The sequence below is a fragment of the Pseudaminobacter sp. Soil_N_29 genome, assembly GCF_057656055.1.
Window position 1 is genome coordinate 133,205 of record NZ_JBDGLC010000008.1, and the last position, 17,567, is coordinate 150,771.

At 65.6% G+C, this 17,567-nt stretch carries 17 protein-coding genes and 1 tRNA gene; 2 read left to right on the top strand and 16 right to left on the bottom strand.

All coding sequences use genetic code 11. From position 1 onward, the window contains the following. Positions 1–62: 62 nt before the first annotated feature. Together AC3A4H_RS18310 and AC3A4H_RS18315 are read right to left on the bottom strand one after the other, a co-directional pair. Positions 63–1,520 (bottom strand): patatin-like phospholipase family protein, encoded by a 1,458-nt coding sequence (locus AC3A4H_RS18310; protein ID WP_487767978.1) that lies wholly within the window; start codon positions 1,518–1,520, stop codon positions 63–65. A gap of 132 nt (positions 1,521–1,652) precedes the next feature. Continuing rightward, positions 1,653–2,318 carry an SOS response-associated peptidase gene (locus AC3A4H_RS18315; RefSeq protein WP_487767979.1) on the bottom strand — a complete coding sequence of 222 codons (666 nt, stop codon included), beginning with the start codon at positions 2,316–2,318 and terminating at the stop codon, positions 1,653–1,655. A 345-nt stretch (positions 2,319–2,663) separates the two neighbouring features. Here AC3A4H_RS18315 and AC3A4H_RS18320 point away from each other — a divergent pair, with 345 nt between their 5' ends. Continuing rightward, positions 2,664–3,410 (top strand): hypothetical protein, encoded by a 747-nt coding sequence (locus AC3A4H_RS18320; RefSeq protein ID WP_487767980.1) that lies wholly within the window; start codon positions 2,664–2,666, stop codon positions 3,408–3,410. A gap of 101 nt (positions 3,411–3,511) precedes the next feature. Here the strand turns inward: AC3A4H_RS18320 and AC3A4H_RS18325 are convergent. From AC3A4H_RS18325 to AC3A4H_RS18370, 10 genes are all read right to left on the bottom strand, one after another. After that, positions 3,512–3,596, bottom strand: a tRNA-Leu gene (locus AC3A4H_RS18325). A gap of 329 nt (positions 3,597–3,925) precedes the next feature. After that, complete coding sequence (locus tag AC3A4H_RS18330; RefSeq protein WP_348779056.1) at positions 3,926–4,546, bottom strand: 2,3-bisphosphoglycerate-dependent phosphoglycerate mutase; 621 nt, start codon at positions 4,544–4,546, stop codon at positions 3,926–3,928. Positions 4,547–4,576: 30 nt separating this feature from the next. Next, positions 4,577–5,398 carry a 4-hydroxy-tetrahydrodipicolinate reductase gene (gene dapB, locus AC3A4H_RS18335; protein ID WP_487767981.1) on the bottom strand — a complete coding sequence of 274 codons (822 nt, stop codon included), beginning with the start codon at positions 5,396–5,398 and terminating at the stop codon, positions 4,577–4,579. Beyond that, entirely contained in the window at positions 5,395–7,134 is a 1,740-nt protein-coding gene (locus tag AC3A4H_RS18340) for an ABC transporter ATP-binding protein (protein ID WP_487768109.1), read from the bottom strand. The genes dapB and AC3A4H_RS18340 overlap by 4 nt, the downstream gene beginning before the upstream one ends. 273 nt (positions 7,135–7,407) lie before the next feature. Then, positions 7,408–8,433 carry a glucokinase gene (locus AC3A4H_RS18345; protein WP_487767982.1) on the bottom strand — a complete coding sequence of 342 codons (1,026 nt, stop codon included), beginning with the start codon at positions 8,431–8,433 and terminating at the stop codon, positions 7,408–7,410. 20 nt (positions 8,434–8,453) lie between these two features. After that, entirely contained in the window at positions 8,454–8,837 is a 384-nt protein-coding gene (locus tag AC3A4H_RS18350; RefSeq protein WP_348779060.1) for a methylglyoxal synthase, read from the bottom strand. Positions 8,838–8,958: 121 nt separating this feature from the next. Further along, positions 8,959–10,035, bottom strand: coding sequence for a penicillin-insensitive murein endopeptidase (mepA, locus tag AC3A4H_RS18355; protein ID WP_487767983.1), 1,077 nt, complete (start codon positions 10,033–10,035; stop codon positions 8,959–8,961). Between the two features lie 96 nt (positions 10,036–10,131). Continuing rightward, on the bottom strand, positions 10,132–11,040 hold the full coding sequence (locus tag AC3A4H_RS18360; protein WP_487767984.1) for an SDR family oxidoreductase: 909 nt from the start codon (positions 11,038–11,040) through the stop codon (positions 10,132–10,134). Beyond that, positions 11,037–12,212 carry a tRNA epoxyqueuosine(34) reductase QueG gene (gene queG, locus AC3A4H_RS18365; RefSeq protein WP_487767985.1) on the bottom strand — a complete coding sequence of 392 codons (1,176 nt, stop codon included), beginning with the start codon at positions 12,210–12,212 and terminating at the stop codon, positions 11,037–11,039. The genes AC3A4H_RS18360 and queG overlap by 4 nt, the downstream gene beginning before the upstream one ends. After that, complete coding sequence (locus AC3A4H_RS18370) at positions 12,193–12,885, bottom strand: glutathione S-transferase family protein (RefSeq protein WP_487767986.1); 693 nt, start codon at positions 12,883–12,885, stop codon at positions 12,193–12,195. The genes queG and AC3A4H_RS18370 overlap by 20 nt, the downstream gene beginning before the upstream one ends. Before the next feature lie 154 nt (positions 12,886–13,039). Here AC3A4H_RS18370 and AC3A4H_RS18375 point away from each other — a divergent pair, with 154 nt between their 5' ends. Continuing rightward, the gene (locus AC3A4H_RS18375; RefSeq protein ID WP_487767987.1) at positions 13,040–13,846 is read left to right on the top strand and encodes an undecaprenyl-diphosphate phosphatase; all 807 of its coding nucleotides are present in this window, start codon (positions 13,040–13,042) and stop codon (positions 13,844–13,846) included. A 304-nt stretch (positions 13,847–14,150) separates the two neighbouring features. Here the strand turns inward: AC3A4H_RS18375 and AC3A4H_RS18380 are convergent, their stop codons facing one another. From AC3A4H_RS18380 to AC3A4H_RS18395, 4 genes are all read right to left on the bottom strand, one after another. Then, a complete protein-coding gene (locus tag AC3A4H_RS18380; RefSeq protein WP_487767988.1) occupies positions 14,151–14,894 on the bottom strand; it encodes a DUF899 domain-containing protein in 744 nt (247 codons plus the stop codon). A gap of 27 nt (positions 14,895–14,921) precedes the next feature. Beyond that, the gene (locus AC3A4H_RS18385) at positions 14,922–15,356 is read right to left on the bottom strand and encodes an SRPBCC family protein (protein ID WP_487767989.1); all 435 of its coding nucleotides are present in this window, start codon (positions 15,354–15,356) and stop codon (positions 14,922–14,924) included. Beyond that, a complete protein-coding gene (locus tag AC3A4H_RS18390; protein WP_487767990.1) occupies positions 15,353–15,682 on the bottom strand; it encodes an ArsR/SmtB family transcription factor in 330 nt (109 codons plus the stop codon). Before AC3A4H_RS18390 ends, AC3A4H_RS18385 begins: the two co-directional genes overlap by 4 nt. Positions 15,683–15,818: 136 nt before the next feature. After that, the gene (locus AC3A4H_RS18395) at positions 15,819–17,546 is read right to left on the bottom strand and encodes a SulP family inorganic anion transporter (RefSeq protein WP_487767991.1); all 1,728 of its coding nucleotides are present in this window, start codon (positions 17,544–17,546) and stop codon (positions 15,819–15,821) included. Positions 17,547–17,567: the final 21 nt, after the last annotated feature.

Below are 17,567 nucleotides of genomic sequence, written 5' to 3' on the forward strand. Positions count from 1 at the left end.
TCCTCCTTCGCGTCATGGACAGGCGGCGGACAGCAAGGCGCGCCGCGCCCGGTTTGGCCAGGTCAGGGCCGCGCCGTCAACACCGCCGCGGATTCGATGCTGTCGAAGATCGTCGCGCCCTTGCGCGCTTCTTGTGCAATTTTCTGTACGTTGGCGTTGTTGCGCACCGCCTGCCGTCCGGCTTCGATGGCGAGGTCGACGTCGTCGCGGGCGAGCTTTAGCCGTGTGGGCATCCGGTTCAGGCGGTCGAAGTGCGCCGGGTCCGCATCGCGGAACGAAAGATACTCGGTCGTAACGGTCACGTCGCGGCAGTCCCAGCCGGCAAGGGTTCCGCGCACCTTGAGCACCTGCTCGCGCGAGAGGCCGCAGCGGTAGCGGATCAACATGTCCTGCCATCGATTCAGGGCGAGATCGACCGCGTCGAACCCGCTCCTGTTTGCCGAGGCAATCGTGGTGTCCGATACGGCACGAACGATATTCCCCAGGTGAGGCGGGCGCTGTGTTTCGCCCCACTCGTAAGGGACATGCCTGCCGGCGTCGGTAACGATGAAGACGAAATTGCGAAGCCGCACGGCCTGCAGCGGCGACAGCGGCGCATATGGCGTGCCCGCCTTTGCCAGTTCGAGGGTGAGACCGGTGATGCCGAGATTGTCGGTCAGCGCACCATCGAGCAGCCGGATATAGTTCAGATTTTGATCGGCCTGGTAGGAGTCCAGCGATCGCGCATAGGCCTGCAGCCGGATCGAGGGGTTCTCCGCGTTCAAGGCCCGCTCCAGCCAGTGCGGGCGGTGATAGCCGCAATCGATCTTGGGCGCCTGCAGGATCATCGGCGCGAAGGCCACAGGAACTGCCGCGGATGCTCCGACCGCCTCGGCGATCTTGAGCCGGTTGATGTCGCTGCACAAGGCGGCGAACGTGTCTTCGGTGAAGAGGAACGGCGTGTTGTTGTAGATGTCGGACGCGGTCACCCAGACCAGCGGCCTGCCAGGCTTGCCGAATTCCGAGAAGGTCGCATGGTCGAACAGGTTGTCGTCAAGCCATCGGGCAAAGCTGTTGCGGTCATTGGCTCCGCCCTGGAGCGCCACCTTGGCCAGAGTGCCGGGCAAGACGCTGGTGGCCATATTGGCTTCGGCATCTTGGTAGAGGAACCGTTCGCGGAAATCGCGGTATTCCTCCTTGCCCTTGTAGCCGAGATAGGCCGCCAGCACGGCCCCGCCTGACGTTCCGGCGACGGTGCGAACATTGTCGACCAATGTGCGATGATGGGGAAACTCGTCGATGGTCAGGCTGTCGAGTTCCTGCAGCACGCCATAGCCGAAGGCCGCCGCCCTCGTGCCGCCGCCTGAAAACGACAGCGCCACTACGGTCGAGCCATCATCGGTGGCGTCGGGGATGTAGTCCGGGGATGGTGCAGCCGGTTGGGTGCTGACGAAGTTTATCGGGGTGGTGTCGACGGCGACGCAGCCCGAAGCCGCGATCGCCGCGGCAAGGCCCACCGCCCCCAGCAGTCTGGACAACATGTTTCGCACTGACTGGAAGGCCCCTACCGCCGAATTCCCTCTATCCTAGGGTGGCACGGGCGAAGCGATCCTTCAAGCAGTCTTGGCTCTGGCGAGGGATTGATTCCGTTGTGGTTTCGGCGGGTAGCCCGCTCAGAAAAGGGTGGGTTCGGAAGGTGCTGCCTGCGCCGGCACCGGCGCCTCCACCACCACCAGCATGTCGTCGGGCAGGGGGCGCTGCAGGGCCCTGGCCTCCTCCCATGGCGCCAAAAGCCAGAGATCGACCTCCTCCGGCGTGGTGAGAATGACCGGCATCGCCTTGGGATGGATCGGTGCCATCAACCCGTTCGGCTCCGTCGTCAGGAAGCCGAAGAGCTCGAACTCGCGCTCGCCGTCGCGCACCTTCTTGATGCCTCTCCAGGGCGTCCAGAACCCGGCGAAGAACATCAGCGGCCGGTTGTCGTCGCGGGCGAACCATGCGTTGCCGGCGCCCTTGCCGGGAAGCGGCTCGGCGAAGCTGGTGAAAGGCACCACGCAGCGGCTCGTCGGCCCCAGCCAGCGCCGCCAATGCGGCGAACCGACGTTCCTGATGTTGGTGACGCCCGGATCGTAGTTCTTCACGAAGGCCGGCGGGGAAGGCATGCCCCAGGTGGCGGGCGCGACCTCGCGCTGCCCATCCGCGCCGGTGCGGACGATCGGCGCCAGATAGCCCGGATAAATGTCGCGCGACGGCTCGTTGAAGCCGGTGCGGTCGCGCAGGGCCCGCGTGATCTGGACGATGGCTTCCCGGGTCGTGGTGACGTTGTAGAGGTTGCACATGCGGCCATCCTGCTTCAACTGCTACGAATTGGCCAGCGCCGCCCCAAGTGGCCGCCGCAGACCCGCGTTGACTGCGGTCCGCTCGGAGATCGCCGACTAGGTGGCCGACTTCAAGTTCAGTGATAGGGTTACGAGAAGCAACGCCGACAGAATTGGGCCACGGAGTCACAAATTTATTCGCCTAAGCTGTTGTCCAATTGATGATAGACAATCCTCCAATCGAAGTAGACATAAGATTCATCATCGGTTCAGGGGGATGCGCGAACGATCCAATTGAGAAGACAACTTCTGCCAGACATAAGATGACAGAACCTTGCTTTCCCTACTTTAGCTACGGAACTTGCGATGGCGATTGAAGCTGACGCACTTGAAGCATTGCGAGAAAGGCACCGTCGCTGGCTCTCACGGCTTGGCATCCTGGCTAAGCCGTGGTTGATTCTCGGCTCCGCGCCGTCCCCCACGATTCCACCTGACCTGATTGGACATTGTGCACGCGTCGACGTCAACAACTCAGGCAAGACAGCCAACGCACTAGGTCTCCCGCCCGCCGACTTGACGTTCCGCAAGCGGAAGAAGTCGTGGGAAGAGCATCCTCATGTAAGGACGAGAGGCCTCCTATGGCTCCATACGAAGCCTCTTTGGGTGATGTATCTGAGCCTTCTAGCTAAGCCGCACGTGCGTTATGAGAGCCTGATGCGCGCCACTAAAGCTGAGCGCGAGGCGATCGTCGACGTCGTGAGTGGCGGACTTCCCTCTGATATTGGAGAGGTCGGCCATGTGACGAACGGAGTTGCCGCCCTCTGCTACGCACTTTTCATGGGCGTACCATCTGTGACCCTCGCAGGGTTCTCGATCACCAGGATGGGCCATTCTTACGACGACAAAGGGAAAATTCGGAGACAGATCGCCGAAGACACCTTCGTTCTGACGCGTTTAAAGGATCGGGGAAACGTCTTCACGACCGAGTTGGATCTCTCTGAGCATGTCGGCTTGCCTTTTGTTCGCGATAGAAGCGGCATCGCCAACATCGACAGCTCGATCGCACTGAGATCGCCCCCATCATCATTACCAGCAAATCGCCTGCCTGCGTGAAGGCCGGTGAACTTCCATAAACGAGAAGGCAACAAAAAAGCCCGGCGAACCGGGCTTTTTGACTTCATCCGCCGTGGTCAAGAACGGCTATGATCGGATGATGGTGCCCAGGAGAGGACTCGAACCTCCACGCCTCGCGGCACACGGACCTGAACCGTGCGCGTCTACCAATTCCGCCACCTGGGCTAGGTGTGCCGCCGATGTAAGCGGACAGCGGGGCCGTGTCAACGCGCTTTCGGCAAAAAAAACATCCGAATGCAAAGATGCTGTGGGTCAGCTGTTTTTCCCTCGCGCGAGGCTGCTCGCGCCGCGCAACAAATGGCCAAAAAACGTGTTTTTTCCGACCTTTGAACCCTTGCAGGGCACACAGTGTCCTATGCCTCAGGCTCCGACGCTCGGGTTCGGCAGCACGGGCGAATCGCTTTGCCGGCTGTGCGGGCGCGAATCGCTGCTGGGGAGGCGAAAAGGCCCGGCGCGGGGCCGGGCCTTTTCATTCCATTCGCGTTGCGAGTGCTTTATGCCGACAGCACTTCCTTCGATGCCACGGTCGAATCGGCGTTGAGCCGGTAGACGATCGGCACGCCGGTGGCGAGTTCCAGCTTGACGATCTCGTCGCCCGAGATGCCCTCCAGCGCCATGATCAGCGCGCGCAGCGAGTTGCCGTGGGCGGCCACCAGCACGGTCTCGCCGCGCAGCACATGCGGCTGCATGTCGTGCATGTAATAGGGCCACACGCGCGCGCCGGTGTCCTTCAGGCTCTCGCCGCCGGGCGGGGGCGTGTCGTAGGAGCGGCGCCACACATGCACCTGCTCGTCGCCCCACTTGGCGCGGGCGTCGTCCTTGTTGAGGCCGTTGAGGTCGCCATAGTCGCGCTCGTTCAGCGCCAGGTTGGAAACCGTCTTGAGGCCGCTCTGGCCGGTGGCCTCGAGGATGTACTGGCAGGTCTTCTGCGCCCGCTTCAGCACCGAGGTAAAGGCGATGTCGAACTTCATCCCGCGCGCGGCGAGCCGGGCGCCGGCTGCCTTGGCCTCGGCCTCGCCCTGCGCGCTGAGGTCAACGTCACGCCAGCCGGTGAACAGGTTCTTCATGTTCCATTCGCTCTGGCCGTGGCGCACGAGCACGAGGGTTCCGGTCATATGTCGCTCCTTGAGGGTAGTTGGCTGCGATCAGGGGGCCCGGGAAAGGCCCAGCACGTCGCGCATGGAAAACAGGCCCGGCTTGCGGCCGCGCGCCCACAGCGCCGCCTTCACCCCGCCGCGCGCGAATATGGCGCGGTCCTCGGCGTTGTGCGACAGGGTGATGCGTTCCCCGGTGCCGGCCAGAATGACGGAGTGGTCGCCCACCACCGAGCCGCCACGCAGCGTGGCGAAGCCGATCGACCCGGCCTCGCGCGGGCCGGTGTGGCCGTCGCGCACCCGCACGCTGTGCTCGCCCAGGCGAATGCCGCGGCCCATGGCGGCAGCCTCGCCCAGCAGCAGGGCCGTGCCCGAGGGGGCGTCGACCTTGTGGCGGTGGTGCATTTCCAGAACCTCGATGTCGAAGTCTTCCGGCCCCAGCGCCTGCGCGGCCTGCTCCACCAGCACCGCCAGCAGGTTCACGCCGAGGCTCATATTGCCGGATTTGACGATGGTGGCATGGCGCGCCGCTGCGGCAATAGCCGCGTCCTGATCGTCCGAGAAGCCGGTGGTGCCGATGACATGCACGATACGCGCCTGCGCGGCATAGCCGGCAAACTCCACCGTCGCCGCAGGTGCTGTGAAGTCGAGCACGCCGTCGGCCTTGGCAAAAGCCGAGAGCGGGTCGTCGGTGATCGTCACGCCGAGCCTGCCCAGCCCGGCCAGTTCGCCGGCATCCGCGCCAACGTGCGGCGAGCCGGCGCGCTCCACCGCGCCCGCCAGTTTCGCGCCCGGCATGGCGTGGATGGTGCGGATCAGCGTCTGGCCCATCCGGCCGGCAGCCCCGACGACGACGAGACCCATGTCGGTCATGCGTTTTCTCCTTCCGGGTTCCTGGCCAGCTCTGCGGCGGTCGCGGTGTCGTCCACCAGCTCCAGACCTCTCTGGTTCTGCAGGCGGTGGAAGCGGGCATAGGTGCCGTGCGGGTTGGCCATCAGCTCGGCATGGGTGCCCTGCTCGATCACCCGGCCGGCCTCCATCACGACGATGCGGTCGGCATTGACGACGGTCGACAGGCGGTGGGCGATGACGATGGTGGTGCAGCCCTTCATCACGGTCGCCAGCGCCTGCTGCACCCGCGCTTCCGATTCATTGTCCAGCGCCGATGTCGCCTCGTCCAGGAGCAGGATCGGCGCCTTGCGCACGATGGCGCGCGCAATGGAGACGCGCTGGCGCTGGCCGCCCGAAAGCGTCACCCCGTTCTCGCCCACCAGCGTGTCGTAGCCCTTGGGCTGCTGGCGGATGAACTCGTCGGCGGCGGCCTGTTCGGCGGCGAAGCGGATCTCGGCGTCGCTCGCGTCAGCGCGGCCGTAGCGGATGTTGTCGGCGATCGTACCTTCGAACAGGTAGGGCTGCTGCGACACATAGGCCATCGAGCTGCGCAGCGAGCTCTTGGTCACCTTGGAGATGTCCTGCCCGTCGACGGTGATCGTGCCGCCGTCCACGTCGTAGAAGCGTTCCAGCAGCGCTGTCAGCGTGGTCTTGCCCGCGCCCGAGGCGCCGACGATTGCCGTGGTCTTGCCCGCCTCGGCCACGAAGCTCACATTGGTCAGCACCGGCAGGCTGCCCGAATAGGCAAAGGACACGTTGTCGAAGCGCACCTCGCCCTTGCCGACCTTGATCTCGGCGGCATCGCGCGCGTCGCCCTGCTGCGGCGTGAGGTCGAGGATCTCGTAGATCATGCGCGCATTGACCAGCGAGCGCTCCAGTCCCACCTGCAGCCGCGCCAGCCGGCGCACCGGGTCATAGGCAAGCAGCAGCGCGGTGATGAAGGACACGATAGAGCCGGGCAGCGACCCGCCATGGGTAGCGCGATAGCCCGCATAGCCGATGACGCCGGCCACTGCGAAGCCCGCAAGCATTTCGGCTATCGGTGTCATCCGCTCCGAAACCCGGGCGATCTTGTTGGAGCGCTCCTCGGCATGGTCGATCATCTTGCGCATGCGCCGCGACAGCTGGTCTTCCATGGTGAAGGCCTTCACCACGGCGATGCCCTGCGTCGCTTCCTGCATGGAGCCGATCAGTCTCGAATTGATCTCCACCGCCTGCCGGGTCACGGCGCGCAGCCGCCGCATCAGGTAATTCACCGAAATCACCAGCGGCGGCCCGACGAGGAAGGCCAGCAGTGACAGCATCGGGTCCTGCACCACCATCACGGTCACCAGCGCCACCAGCGAAACCGCGTCGCGCGTCACCGCCGTCAGCGTCATCGACAAGAGGTCGCGTATGCCGCCGACATTCTGGTTGATCTGCGCGGCCAGGTGGCCGGAGCGATTTTCGGTGAAGAAGCCCACGTCGAGCTTCATCAGGTGGTCGAACAGCCGGCGCTGGTAGCGGGCGACAAGGTTGTTGCCGACCTTGGCCAGGATGACGGCCTGCGCATAGCCGGCCACGCCGCGGATGATGAATGCCGCCATGATCGACAGGCAGATCAGCGCGATCAGGTCGTTGCGCTGGCGATAGAAGATGTCGTCGATCACGTCGCGCATGATCCACGCCGGAAACGCCGTCGTCAGCGCAACCGCGACCATGCACAGCCCGGCGATCATGTACGAGCGCACATATTCGCGCCCGTTTTCAGCCAGGACGCGCTTGATCACGGCGATAATCGCGCCGCGGTCGGCTGCCGTCCTGCTTTTGTTCTTGAAGAGGCTCAAATTCGGATCTGCCGTGCCTATTGCGATGGGAGCGGCGCGCCGCGCCACCCGCTGGCGATCCTAATAGCGTCATCGCGCCGGCTTGCCTATGGCCGGAGTGCGAAACATCGTCGCTGTGGCCGCGATGCAGCGAGCGTTCCGGCCATGCCGTGGCGCGAAAGCCGCCTATTTGCTCCAGCGCCGGCCGGCGGTTTCCACGCCGAAGCGCGAGGGCGTGCGGGCGTAGGCCGCCAGCCCGGCAAGCGCCGCCAGCGGATGGGTGATCACATAGACCGGCATGCTGCGCATCAGCTCGCGGTGCGGCGCCTTGTCCTCGAAAGCCTCGCGGAAGCTGCCTTCCTTCAGGGCCGGCACGATCTTCTGCACGATGCCGCCGGTGAGATAGACGCCGCCCCGGCTCATGAACACCAGCGCGACATCGCCTGCCGTGCGGCCAAGCGCGGTGACGAAGAATTTCAGCGCCTCCTCGGCCACCGGGTCCGACTTCTCCAGCGCCGCGGCGGTAATCTCTGCCGGCGTGGTGAAGCGCGGCTCCTTGCCGTCGGCGGCCGCAATCGCCCGGTAGGAGCTCACCAGCCCGCGCCCGCACAGGATCTGCTCGCCCGAAATGCGGCCCTCGATCGGCTCCAGATGCGGGAAGATTTCGCGGTCGCGCGCCGTGCGCGGGCCGATATCCATGTGCCCGCCTTCGCCCGGAACGGGAATCCATTTGTGGCAGGCGTGGATCAGCCCGGCCACGCCCAGCCCGGTTCCGGGGCCCAGCACCACGCGGCCGGCATTCGGCTCCGGCTCGCCGCCGCCGATCTTCTCCATATGCTCTTCGCCGAGCGCGGCCACCGCAAGCGCCTGCGCCTCGAAGTCATTCAGCACCACGATGTCGGAAAGGCCGAGCGTCTCGAACATCGCCTTGGGCCGCACCACCCAGGGGCAGTTCGTCAGCGCGATCTCGTCGCTGTCGACCGGGCCCGCCACCGCCAGCACCGCCGAGCGCGGGGTCAGCGAGGTGTGGTCCAGCACCGCGCGCTGGATGGCATCGTCGATGGAGGCATAGTTTGCGGTCTGCACCACCCGCGTCTCGCCCGGCTCGGAATTGGCGTCGACGATGATGGCGAAGCGGGCGTTGGTGCCGCCAATGTCGCCGATCAGGATCGGAAACTGCAGCACGGGATCCTCGTCTCGGACAAAAGCCATTCTGATCGTCGTCTCCAAATTCACGGCTGGCGCAGCCGCTTGAGCATCATTTCGGCCGTGGCGAGGTTCAGCGCAAGCGGTATGTCGTAAACGATCGCCAGCCGCATCAGCGCCTTCACATCCACGTCATGCGGCATCGGCGTCAGCGGATCAACGAAGAAAATCAGCGCGTCGACCGCGCCTTCGGCAATCAGCGCGCCGATCTGTTGGTCGCCGCCCAGCGGGCCGCTCTTCAGCCGCCGCACCTCGAGTTCCGGGCAGGCTTCGGTCACGCGCTCGCCGGTGGTGCCGGTGGCCACCAGGTCGCATCCGGCCAGGAAGCCCGCATGCGCCCGGGCGAAGGCGACCATGTCGTCCTTCTTTTCGTCATGCGCAATCAGCGCCAGCCGGAGCGGAGATGCCACCTAGAAGTGCCTTCCCATAGCTAAATCGGTTGAAACCTATAGCCAAGCTCGCCGCAGCGTGAAAGGGGCCGTGGACGATGGTGGCCGATTTTGCCGGCGCGGCTGGCGCGCCGGCCGCGCGTCAATTACCGGGGCGCGGCAGCGGCAGTGGAATGCGATTGTCGGGTGTCGGCGCAAAGGCGCTGGCCGAAATCGGCGGCGCGCCCACCTCAACGGTCGGCCGCACCGGCTCGGAGGTGGAAGCCACCGCCGATGCGCCCATACCGCCCAACGTCACTGCGGCTTCCGAAACGGGCGCAGGCGCGTTCAGCACGGCGCGGCATTCCTTGGGCAGGCTCGCCATGGTCATCACGTCGCGCGCCTTCGGGGCGTCCGGGTTCTTGCTGGGGCGCCACGGCTCTTCGGTGAACCACCAGGCCAGCGACTTGTCGCAGCCGTCGCCCGGCGGCGTCGCCTCCTGCGCCTTGCAACCAACGGAGCCTGGCTGGCAGCCGATGCGCACATGGAAGTGGTAGTCGTGGCCCCAGAAGGGGCGCACCTTGCGCAGCCATGCGCGGTCGCCTGTCACCGTGTCGCACAGCTTCTTCTTGATGCCGGGGTTGACCAGGATGCGCTCGACTTCCGGATAGCTCGCGGCGCGCTTCAAGAGCCGCTCATGCGCCGGTGTCCACAGCCGGTCGATCACCAGATGGGTCTTTTCATTCACCAGCGAGGTCGCGCTCATGTTCTCGCGCTCGGTCGGCGTCAGCCGTCGGTCGGGCATCGGCGTGAACCAGATGTCGGCGTCCAGCCCGATCTGGTGCGAGGCATGGCCGGTCAGCATCGGCCCGCCGCGCGGCTGCGAGATGTCGCCCAGGAGCAGGCCCGGCCAGCCGTCGGCCACCGCGTCCTGCGACAGCTTCTCGATAAGGCGGATCATCGTCGGGTGGCCCCAGCGACGGTTGCGCGACAGCCGCATCGCCTGCCAGGTCGGGCCGTCGGTGGCGATAGCCATGCCGCCGGTAAAACAGCCCTTGGAATAGAAGCCGAAGGATTTCGGCGCGGTCGCCCCCGGCAGCCTCTGGGCGCCGAACAAATCCTTGGCCAACTCTTCCGCATGGGCCTGCGGCTCCGCCAGCACCGAGAGCGAAACCGCCGCTGCGACCGCCGCGACCAGGCGGGTTGCCGTCCGAAGCAAAGTGTTCATGCGCATGTCCATCCGGCCCCTTGCCGACAAGCTTGGAACGCCCCGGTTAGCGAAGTGTAAACGATCGCTCGGTGTGTCCCAGCCGTCTGTTGCGGCTTCTCCTGCCTCTCATCCGCGCTTCATCGGGCTGCGCGACTCGCCCTCGTTCCAGTCGCCCGCTTCCCACATGGCGTCGAAGGCCGCCCGATAGTCCGGATAGCGGAAGCGATAGCCGGCTGCCTTGATCGCCGCGTTGGAAACGCGCTTGTTCTCGCCATAGAAAGACCGCGCCATGGGCGAAAGTTGGGCGGTCTCGAAGGGAATTTCGGGCGGCGGCGTCACGCCCATCAGCCTGGCTGCATAGGTCACCACGTCCTGCGGCGGCGCAGGCTTGTCGTCGGTCACGTTGAAAATGCCGCCCTTGCCCTGTTGTGCAAGCGTCCAAACCGCGCCGGCAATGTCCTCGCCATGGATGCGGTTGAACACCTGGTCCGGCTTGATCAGCCGCTTGGCGGTGCCGTTGGTCAGGTTCACGAGCGCGTTGCGCCCCGGCCCGTAGATGCCCGAAAGGCGCATCACCGCCACCGGCAGGCCGGTTTCCGCGCCCAGCGCCAGCCATTCCTGTTCCGCCTTCAGCCGCATCACCGAACGGCGCGAGACCGGCCGGCACTCCGCCGTCTCGTCCACCCACGCGCCGCCATGGTCGCCATAGACGCCGACGGTGGAGAGATAGCCGATCCATTGAAGCTTCGGCATGCCGCGCAGGATTTTTTCGCGCGCGGCGTTCAGGACCGGGTCGCCGGCTTCGTCGGGCGCGATGGAGATCAGCAGATGCGTTGTTTTGGCAAGCTCTCCGGTCAGTTCATCAGTCAGCGCCCCGTCGAAGACGATGGGTTCCATCCCCGCCTGCCGCAGCGCCTCGAATTTCTCGGGCGAGCGCGTTGTGCCGGCAATATGGATGCCGGCGTCGGGCTTGGCCCGGCCAACCGCTTTGCCGGAATAGCCCGCCCCGAAGATGAACATTCTTGTCGCGCTCATGCATGTTCCCCGATCGTTTGCGGCTGGCCGGCAGCCAAGTCCCATTCCCGGCGCACATCGGCGTCGTCTTCCGTCTTTGCCCGCTCAGCCAGCGCCGCAAAATCCGCCGGCTCCATGAGCCGCGACAGCGCCCACACCGCCGCCCCCCGGACCAGCGGAGAGGGATCGGACAAAAGGCTTTCGCAAGCCGCGATCAGCGCGCGGTCGCCAGAATTGCCGGCGGCGATCAGCACATTACGGACAAAACGGTCGCGGCCGATGCGCTTGACCGGCGAGCCGGAGAAGAAGGCGCGGAAGGCCGCATCGTCCATGACAAGAAAATCCGTCAGCCTCGGCGCGAGAAGGTCGTCGCGGGCGGCGAGTTTCGCTTCCGAAGCAGCCCGCGCAAACTTGTTCCACGGGCAGGCGGCCAGGCAGTCGTCGCAGCCATAGATGCGGTTGCCCATCGCCGCGCGGAATTCGTGCGGGATCGGCCCCTTGTTCTCGATGGTGAGGTAGGAGATGCAGCGCCGCGCATCGAGCTTGTAGGGCGCGGGAAAGGCATTGGTCGGGCAGGAATCGAGGCAGGCGCGGCACGAGCCGCAATGGTCTGTTTCCGGCTGGTCCGGCGCGATTTCCGCCGTGGTGAAGATGGTGCCCAGAAACAGCCAGGAGCCGAACTGCCGGCTGACCAGATTGGTGTGCTTGCCCTGCCAGCCGATGCCGGCGGCTTCCGCCAGCGGCTTTTCCATCACCGGGGCCGTGTCGACGAACACCTTCACGTCGCCGCCGGCCTGCGCCACGATCTTGCCGGCCAACTCCTTCAGCCGGCCCTTGATGACGTCGTGATAGTCGCGGTTGCGGGCATAGACCGAGATCGCCCCGCGCTCGGCCTGAGCCTGCAGTTGGCGCGGGTCTTCCTCCGGCCCGTAGTTCATGGCCAGCACGATGACGGAGCGAACGTCGGGCCAAAGCGCTTTGGGAGCGGCCCGGCGCTCAAATGTCTCGGCCATCCAGCCCATCGAGCCGTGAAAGCCCTCGGCAAGAAATTCGGCCAGCCGGGCAGGGGCCTGGGGGATCGCCTCCGGCAAGGTCACGGCCACGGCGTCGAAGCCGGCACGGCGCGCCTCGCGGTCGATCATCCGCCGCAGGCGCTCGCCCTTTTCGGGCTTGTCAGAAATCGAGGTCCGCATAGTGGGATACCGGCGAAATACCGCGCACCCGGTCGCCGAGCAGCGGGCGGAACGAGGGGCGCGACTTCACCCGCGTGTACCAGTCGCGCGCCGCGGCGTGGTCGCTCCAGTCGATCTCGCCCAGATAGTCTAGCACCGAAATGGCGGCGGCGGCGGCAAGATCGGCATAGGTGATGCGCGGCCCTGCCAGCCAGTGGCGGGTGCCGGCCAACCAGTTGGTGTATTTCATGTGCTGGCGGATATTGGCGCGGGCGGCGCGGATGGCGCCTGAATCCGGCGAGCCGCCGCCCATCTCGTTGGGCATCAGCGGCTTCAGCACGCGCTCGCGCACCAGATGCTTGGTCACCTCGCCCTCGGTCTTGACCAGGTACCACTCCACCAGCCGGCGGATTTCCGCGCGCTCCATCGGATCCTCGGCGAACAGGCGCCGCTCGCGCTTCAGCACGCCGCGCGTCTCGTCGAGATATTCGGCGATCACGCCGGCGCCGATGATCGGGACGTCACCCTCGGCCAGCAGCACCGGCAGCGTGCCGGCGGCGTTGAGCACCAGGAATTCACGGCGGCGCAGCCACGGCTTTTCCTCGATCAGCGCCAACTCTTCGCCGTATTCGCCGAAGGCGAGACGGACGAAACGACAGGAGGCGAACATGGGATGATGGAAAAGGGTCAGCATGGTTCCGTGGCGAAAACTGCGCTGGTCATTTTTCGGCCGCGCCAGTAGTTCTATCTCTGCCCGATTCATCGGGCGGTCAAGGCGCATCGGTATAGGGACAGTTCCGCGCCGTGACAAGCAAGCCCAGTCGCTCCCCCGCCTCGTCGAGATATTCATGGAACATCAGACCATCATCGAAGCCCTGCTGCTTGGCCTGCTCGAGGGCTTGACCGAGTTCATCCCGGTCTCGTCCACCGGCCACATCCTGCTGGCCGGCCATTTCCTCGGCTTCGAGTCCACCGGCAAGGCCTTCGAGGTGCTTATCCAGCTCGGCGCCATCCTGGCGATCCTGACGGTCTATTTCGGGAGGCTGTGGAAGATCGTCACCGGCCTGCCGAGCGACGCGCGCACGCGGCGCTTCGTGGCCGGCATCCTGCTGGCCTTCCTGCCCGCGGCCGTCATCGGCGTGATGGCACATAACTTCATCAAGACGGTGCTGTTCGAATCGCCGATGCTGATCTGCATCACGCTGATCGTCGGCGGCATCGTGCTTCTGGGCGTCGACCGGCTGAAGCTGACGCCGAAATATCACGACGTGATGGATTTCCCGCTGCCGGCCTGCCTGGCCATCGGCTTCTTCCAGTGCCTGGCGATGATCCCCGGCACCTCGCGCTCGGGCGCAACCATCGTCGGCGCGCTGCTGATGGGCACCGACAAGCGCTCGGCGGCCGAATTCTCGTTCTTCCTGGCCATGCCCACCATGGCCGGCGCCTTCGCCTACGACCTCTACAAGAACCGCGACGCGCTGTCGGCGGCCGACCTGCCGATCATCACGGCCGGCTTCATCGCCGCCTTCGTCGCCGGCGTCTTCGTCGTGCGACACCTGCTCGACTACGTCTCGCGCCGCGGCTTCGCCCCGTTTGCCTGGTGGCGGCTGGTCGTCGGCAGCGTCGGCCTCGCCGCACTGCTGGCCCTGCGCTGAGCTTTTTTGGCTGGCGTGTGGGAGGCTATTTCCCGCCACTGTGCTACGCACCCGGGAATGACCCCCACCCCTAGCCCCTCCCCACAAGGGGGAGGGGGACGATTTCGCCACCTTAGCCACTAGAAAAATGCGCTGAAGGTTGGTGCTGAGCCGTGCAGCAAAGTTCCCCTCCCCCTTGTGGGGAGGGGTTAGGGGTGGGGGTACAAGCCCGCCGGGCTCACCAAATCACATGCGATGTCCCTGCCTTGGGAAAAGAGCTGCCGCGAAGCGAATGAAAGGTGCGCTTTGCGAAGTCCTCCCTAAATCACCCGCAGCAGGACGACGTCAGCATTGCCGCGATGTGCTTGTCCTCGTCGGGATACTCGTCGTGGCGCTTCACCCAGTCCATGGCGCTCTTCTCGTTGCGGCCCTTGGGCGTGCGGTCGAGGATGGCGTAGGTGCTTATCTTGTCCTCGTCGCCGCGCGCATATTGCGAGAAGGTGCGGTAGATGGTGCCATCCTCGTCCTTGTAGAACACGGTCATGCCGTGCAGCTCTTCCATGTCGAAGTCGAGCGGGGCGAAGTTGTAGATCGCCTTGCCGTTCTTGATGTCTTCCTTGTGGAAGGACACGCCGAAATCATAGTTGAAGTCGCTGCCGAAGGACGACACCCAGTCGAACTTCCAGCCCATGCGCTTCTTGTAGGCCTCGATCTGGGGCAGCGGTGCACGCGACACGGTCACCAGCGTCACGTCATGGTGCTTCAGGTGCTGGTCGGGGCCGGCGAGATGATCGGCGCCGAAGGAGCAGCCGACGCAACCCGCCTCCCAGTCCGGCCCGAGCATGAAGTGCACGACCACCAGCTGGCTGCGCCCTTCGAACAGCTCGGCCAGCGTCTTTTTGCCTTGCGGCGTGTCGAAGACGTACTCCTTCTCCACCCGCGTCCAGGGCAGCGCCTGGCGCTCGGCGTTCAGCCGGTCGCGGTGCCGGGTATATTCCTTTTCCTTCACCAGATGGGCCTTCTGGGCTTCCATCCATTCCTGCTGCGAGACGATCTTGTGCGATTGCATCTGTCTTCTCCCTTGGTGGATCTGCGATCAGGAAAACTGCCTCTCCAGTCTGTCGAGCGCCGCCATCCAGCCCATGCGGTGGCTGTCGCGTGCGGCCTCGTCGAAGAACTGCTCGTGGTGCAGCGTCAGCATGGTGCCGTCGCCGTCGGGCCGCATCGTCAGCGTCACCAGCGACTCGCGCTCCGGGGTCGAGCGCCATGCCCAGCTGAACACCAGCCTTTCGGCCGGCACCACTTCGCGATAGACGCCGCGCACGTCGAACTCCTCGCCGTTGGCGGCGCGAAAGACGAGACGGAAGCGGCCGCCGGGGCGCACATCCGTCTCGGCCAGCACCGGTTCGTCGTCCTCGCGCGGTCCCCACCAGCCCATGAGCCGCTCCGGCTCGGTCCAGGCTGCGTACACTTTCGCCGGCGCCGCGTTCAGACGGCGCTTCAGGGTCAGGCTTGGCTTGTCCAGCATCATTCCTTCTCCAAAAAATTCGCCAGCCGGTCGAGGCTGCCGTTCCAGAAGCGCTCGTAGCGATTCAGCCAGTTCATTGCTTCCTCCATCGGACCGGCGTTCAGCCGGCAGGCAACGGTGCGCCCGGTCTTGGCGCGGCTGATCAGCCCGGCATCCGACAGCACGTCCAGATGCTTCATCACCGCCGGCAGCGAGACCGGGAAGGGCTGCGCCAGCTCGCTCACCGAAAGGCTTTCCTCTTCCTCCAGCCGGGCTAGCAGGGCTCGCCTGGTCGGGTCGGCAAGGGCGGCAAAGACACGGTCGAGATTGGCTTCTTGATACTTAACCATGAAGTTAAGTATTGGGCCGCAAGCCGCCGCTGTCAAGGCCTGGGTTGCGATTTCTGGAGCAGTTTGCAGCTAGGCGGAATCGTCTGGCGTCGCACAAATGCGGCCAAAAAGGCCATCCGTCAGGATGGCCGCCGCTCTAGCCGGCCGGCGTGCTCCGCTCGGCCGAAATCTGCGCCAGCGCACCGGCAATGGTCGCCTTGTAGCGCACATGCGGCGGCTTCACGCCGTGGGTCATCAGCATGCGCCGCACCTGCGGGGCCGCTCCCGTCACGAAGACGCGCAGGCCTTCCCGGCCCGCCTTGCGCACCGCGCCCTCGATCACATTGGCCGCGGTCGAGTCGAGAAACGGCACCGCCGAGCAGTCGAGCACCAGGTTCTGCCGGTGGTCGCCGATGCGGTCCAGCACGGCGCCCACGGCGGAGGCGGCGCCGAAGAAGAAGGCGCCGGAAATGCGGTAGACCACCGTGTCGGGGTCGCTTGCCCCGGCCGGGTCATAGGCCCTGCGCTCGCCGTTTGCGGTGTCGGCCACGTCTTCCTCCGCCATTGGCACATGCGCCTCCACCGCAATCGCCTTGGCCATGCGGTTGATGAACAGCAGCGCCCCAAGCGCGAAGCCCACCACGATGCCGGTGGTCAGGTCGCGGAAGATGACCAGGCCGAAGGTCACCACCAGCACCAGCGCATCCCCGGTGGACGAGCGCAGCAGGGCGGCCACCGCCGGCTTCTCGATCATGTTCCAGGCCACCACGGCCAGCACGCCGGCAAGCGCCGCCAGCGGGATGTAGCTGGCCAGCGGTGCCGCCACCAGCATGAAGGCGAGCAGGAACAGCGCATGCAGCATGCCCGAAACAGGCCCATTCGCGCCGGCGCGCACATTGGTCGCGGTGCGGGCAATCGTGCCGGTCACGCAGATGCCGCCGAACAGGGCCGCGCCCATATTGGCGAAGCCCTGGGCCACCAGTTCGCAGTTGGAGCGGTGGCGTCGCCCGGTAATGCCGTCGGCCACCACCGCCGAGAGCAGGGATTCGATCGCCCCCAGCAGCGTGAAGGCGATGGCGTCGGGCAGCACGGCCAGCATCTTGTCGGCGGTGAAATGGGGCAGAGACGGCTCGGGCAGCATGCGCGGAATGCCGCCGAAGCGCGTGCCGATGGTCTCGGCCGGCAGGCCGAATGCCGCCACTGCGAGGGAGGTCACGGCCACCGCAATCAGGAATCCGGGCCAGCCCGGCCGCCAGCGCTTCAGCCCGGCGATGATGCCGATGGTCAGCACCGCTACAGCGACGGCGGCCGTGTTGACGGTGCCGGCCGCTTCGCCCAGTGCCATCAGCCGCGGCAGCAGCTCGCCGGGCTCCTTGCCTTCCAGCGTCAGCCCGAACAGGTCGTGCAACTGGCTGGAAAAGATGATCACGGCGATGCCGGCGGTGAAGCCGACCGTGACCGGATAGGGAATGAACTTGATGTATGTGCCGAGCCTGAGATAGCCGATCGCGACCAGGAAAACGCCCGACATCATCGTGGCCAGGATCAGCCCGTCCACCCCCTCCCGCTCCACGGTCGCCGCCACCAGCACGATGAAGGCTCCGGCCGGCCCGCCGATCTGGAAGCGGCTGCCGCCCAGCAGCGAAACCAGGAAGCCGCCGACGATGGCCGTGAACAGGCCGCGCTCCGGCCCCACGCCCGAGGCAATCGCAATCGCCATGGAAAGCGGCAGCGCCACGATGGCAACCGTCAGGCCGGCGATCAGGTCGGCGCGAAACTGCGGCAGGCGATAGCCTTCGCGCAGCACGGTCACCAGCTTGGGCGTGAACAGTTCGGCGAAGCTCGGCTGCGCCGAGGCGGAAACAGATTTGTGGCGCGTGTCCATGCGCAGCCCTCCGCAATTGGC

What these genes read in the sequence shown, in the direction of transcription:
- mepA (WP_487767983.1), bottom strand. Translation starts at nt 10,035, where the DNA reads ATGGACATGCGCATGAACACTTTGCTTCGGACGGCAACCCGCCTGGTC.
- AC3A4H_RS18390 (WP_487767990.1), bottom strand. Translation starts at nt 15,682, where the DNA reads ATGGTTAAGTATCAAGAAGCCAATCTCGACCGTGTCTTTGCCGCCCTT.
- AC3A4H_RS18385 (WP_487767989.1), bottom strand. Translation starts at nt 15,356, where the DNA reads ATGATGCTGGACAAGCCAAGCCTGACCCTGAAGCGCCGTCTGAACGCG.
- AC3A4H_RS18345 (WP_487767982.1), bottom strand. Translation starts at nt 8,433, where the DNA reads ATGGCTTTTGTCCGAGACGAGGATCCCGTGCTGCAGTTTCCGATCCTG.
- AC3A4H_RS18340 (WP_487768109.1), bottom strand. Translation starts at nt 7,134, where the DNA reads ATGATCGCCGGGCTGTGCATGGTCGCGGTTGCGCTGACGACGGCGTTT.
- AC3A4H_RS18375 (WP_487767987.1), top strand. Translation starts at nt 13,040, where the DNA reads ATGGAACATCAGACCATCATCGAAGCCCTGCTGCTTGGCCTGCTCGAG.
- AC3A4H_RS18315 (WP_487767979.1), bottom strand. Translation starts at nt 2,318, where the DNA reads ATGTGCAACCTCTACAACGTCACCACGACCCGGGAAGCCATCGTCCAG.
- AC3A4H_RS18360 (WP_487767984.1), bottom strand. Translation starts at nt 11,040, where the DNA reads ATGAGCGCGACAAGAATGTTCATCTTCGGGGCGGGCTATTCCGGCAAA.
- AC3A4H_RS18395 (WP_487767991.1), bottom strand. Translation starts at nt 17,546, where the DNA reads ATGGACACGCGCCACAAATCTGTTTCCGCCTCGGCGCAGCCGAGCTTC.
- AC3A4H_RS18310 (WP_487767978.1), bottom strand. Translation starts at nt 1,520, where the DNA reads ATGTTGTCCAGACTGCTGGGGGCGGTGGGCCTTGCCGCGGCGATCGCG.
- dapB (WP_487767981.1), bottom strand. Translation starts at nt 5,398, where the DNA reads ATGACCGACATGGGTCTCGTCGTCGTCGGGGCTGCCGGCCGGATGGGC.
- AC3A4H_RS18330 (WP_348779056.1), bottom strand. Translation starts at nt 4,546, where the DNA reads ATGACCGGAACCCTCGTGCTCGTGCGCCACGGCCAGAGCGAATGGAAC.
- AC3A4H_RS18320 (WP_487767980.1), top strand. Translation starts at nt 2,664, where the DNA reads ATGGCGATTGAAGCTGACGCACTTGAAGCATTGCGAGAAAGGCACCGT.
- queG (WP_487767985.1), bottom strand. Translation starts at nt 12,212, where the DNA reads ATGCGGACCTCGATTTCTGACAAGCCCGAAAAGGGCGAGCGCCTGCGG.
- AC3A4H_RS18370 (WP_487767986.1), bottom strand. Translation starts at nt 12,885, where the DNA reads ATGCTGACCCTTTTCCATCATCCCATGTTCGCCTCCTGTCGTTTCGTC.
- AC3A4H_RS18380 (WP_487767988.1), bottom strand. Translation starts at nt 14,894, where the DNA reads ATGCAATCGCACAAGATCGTCTCGCAGCAGGAATGGATGGAAGCCCAG.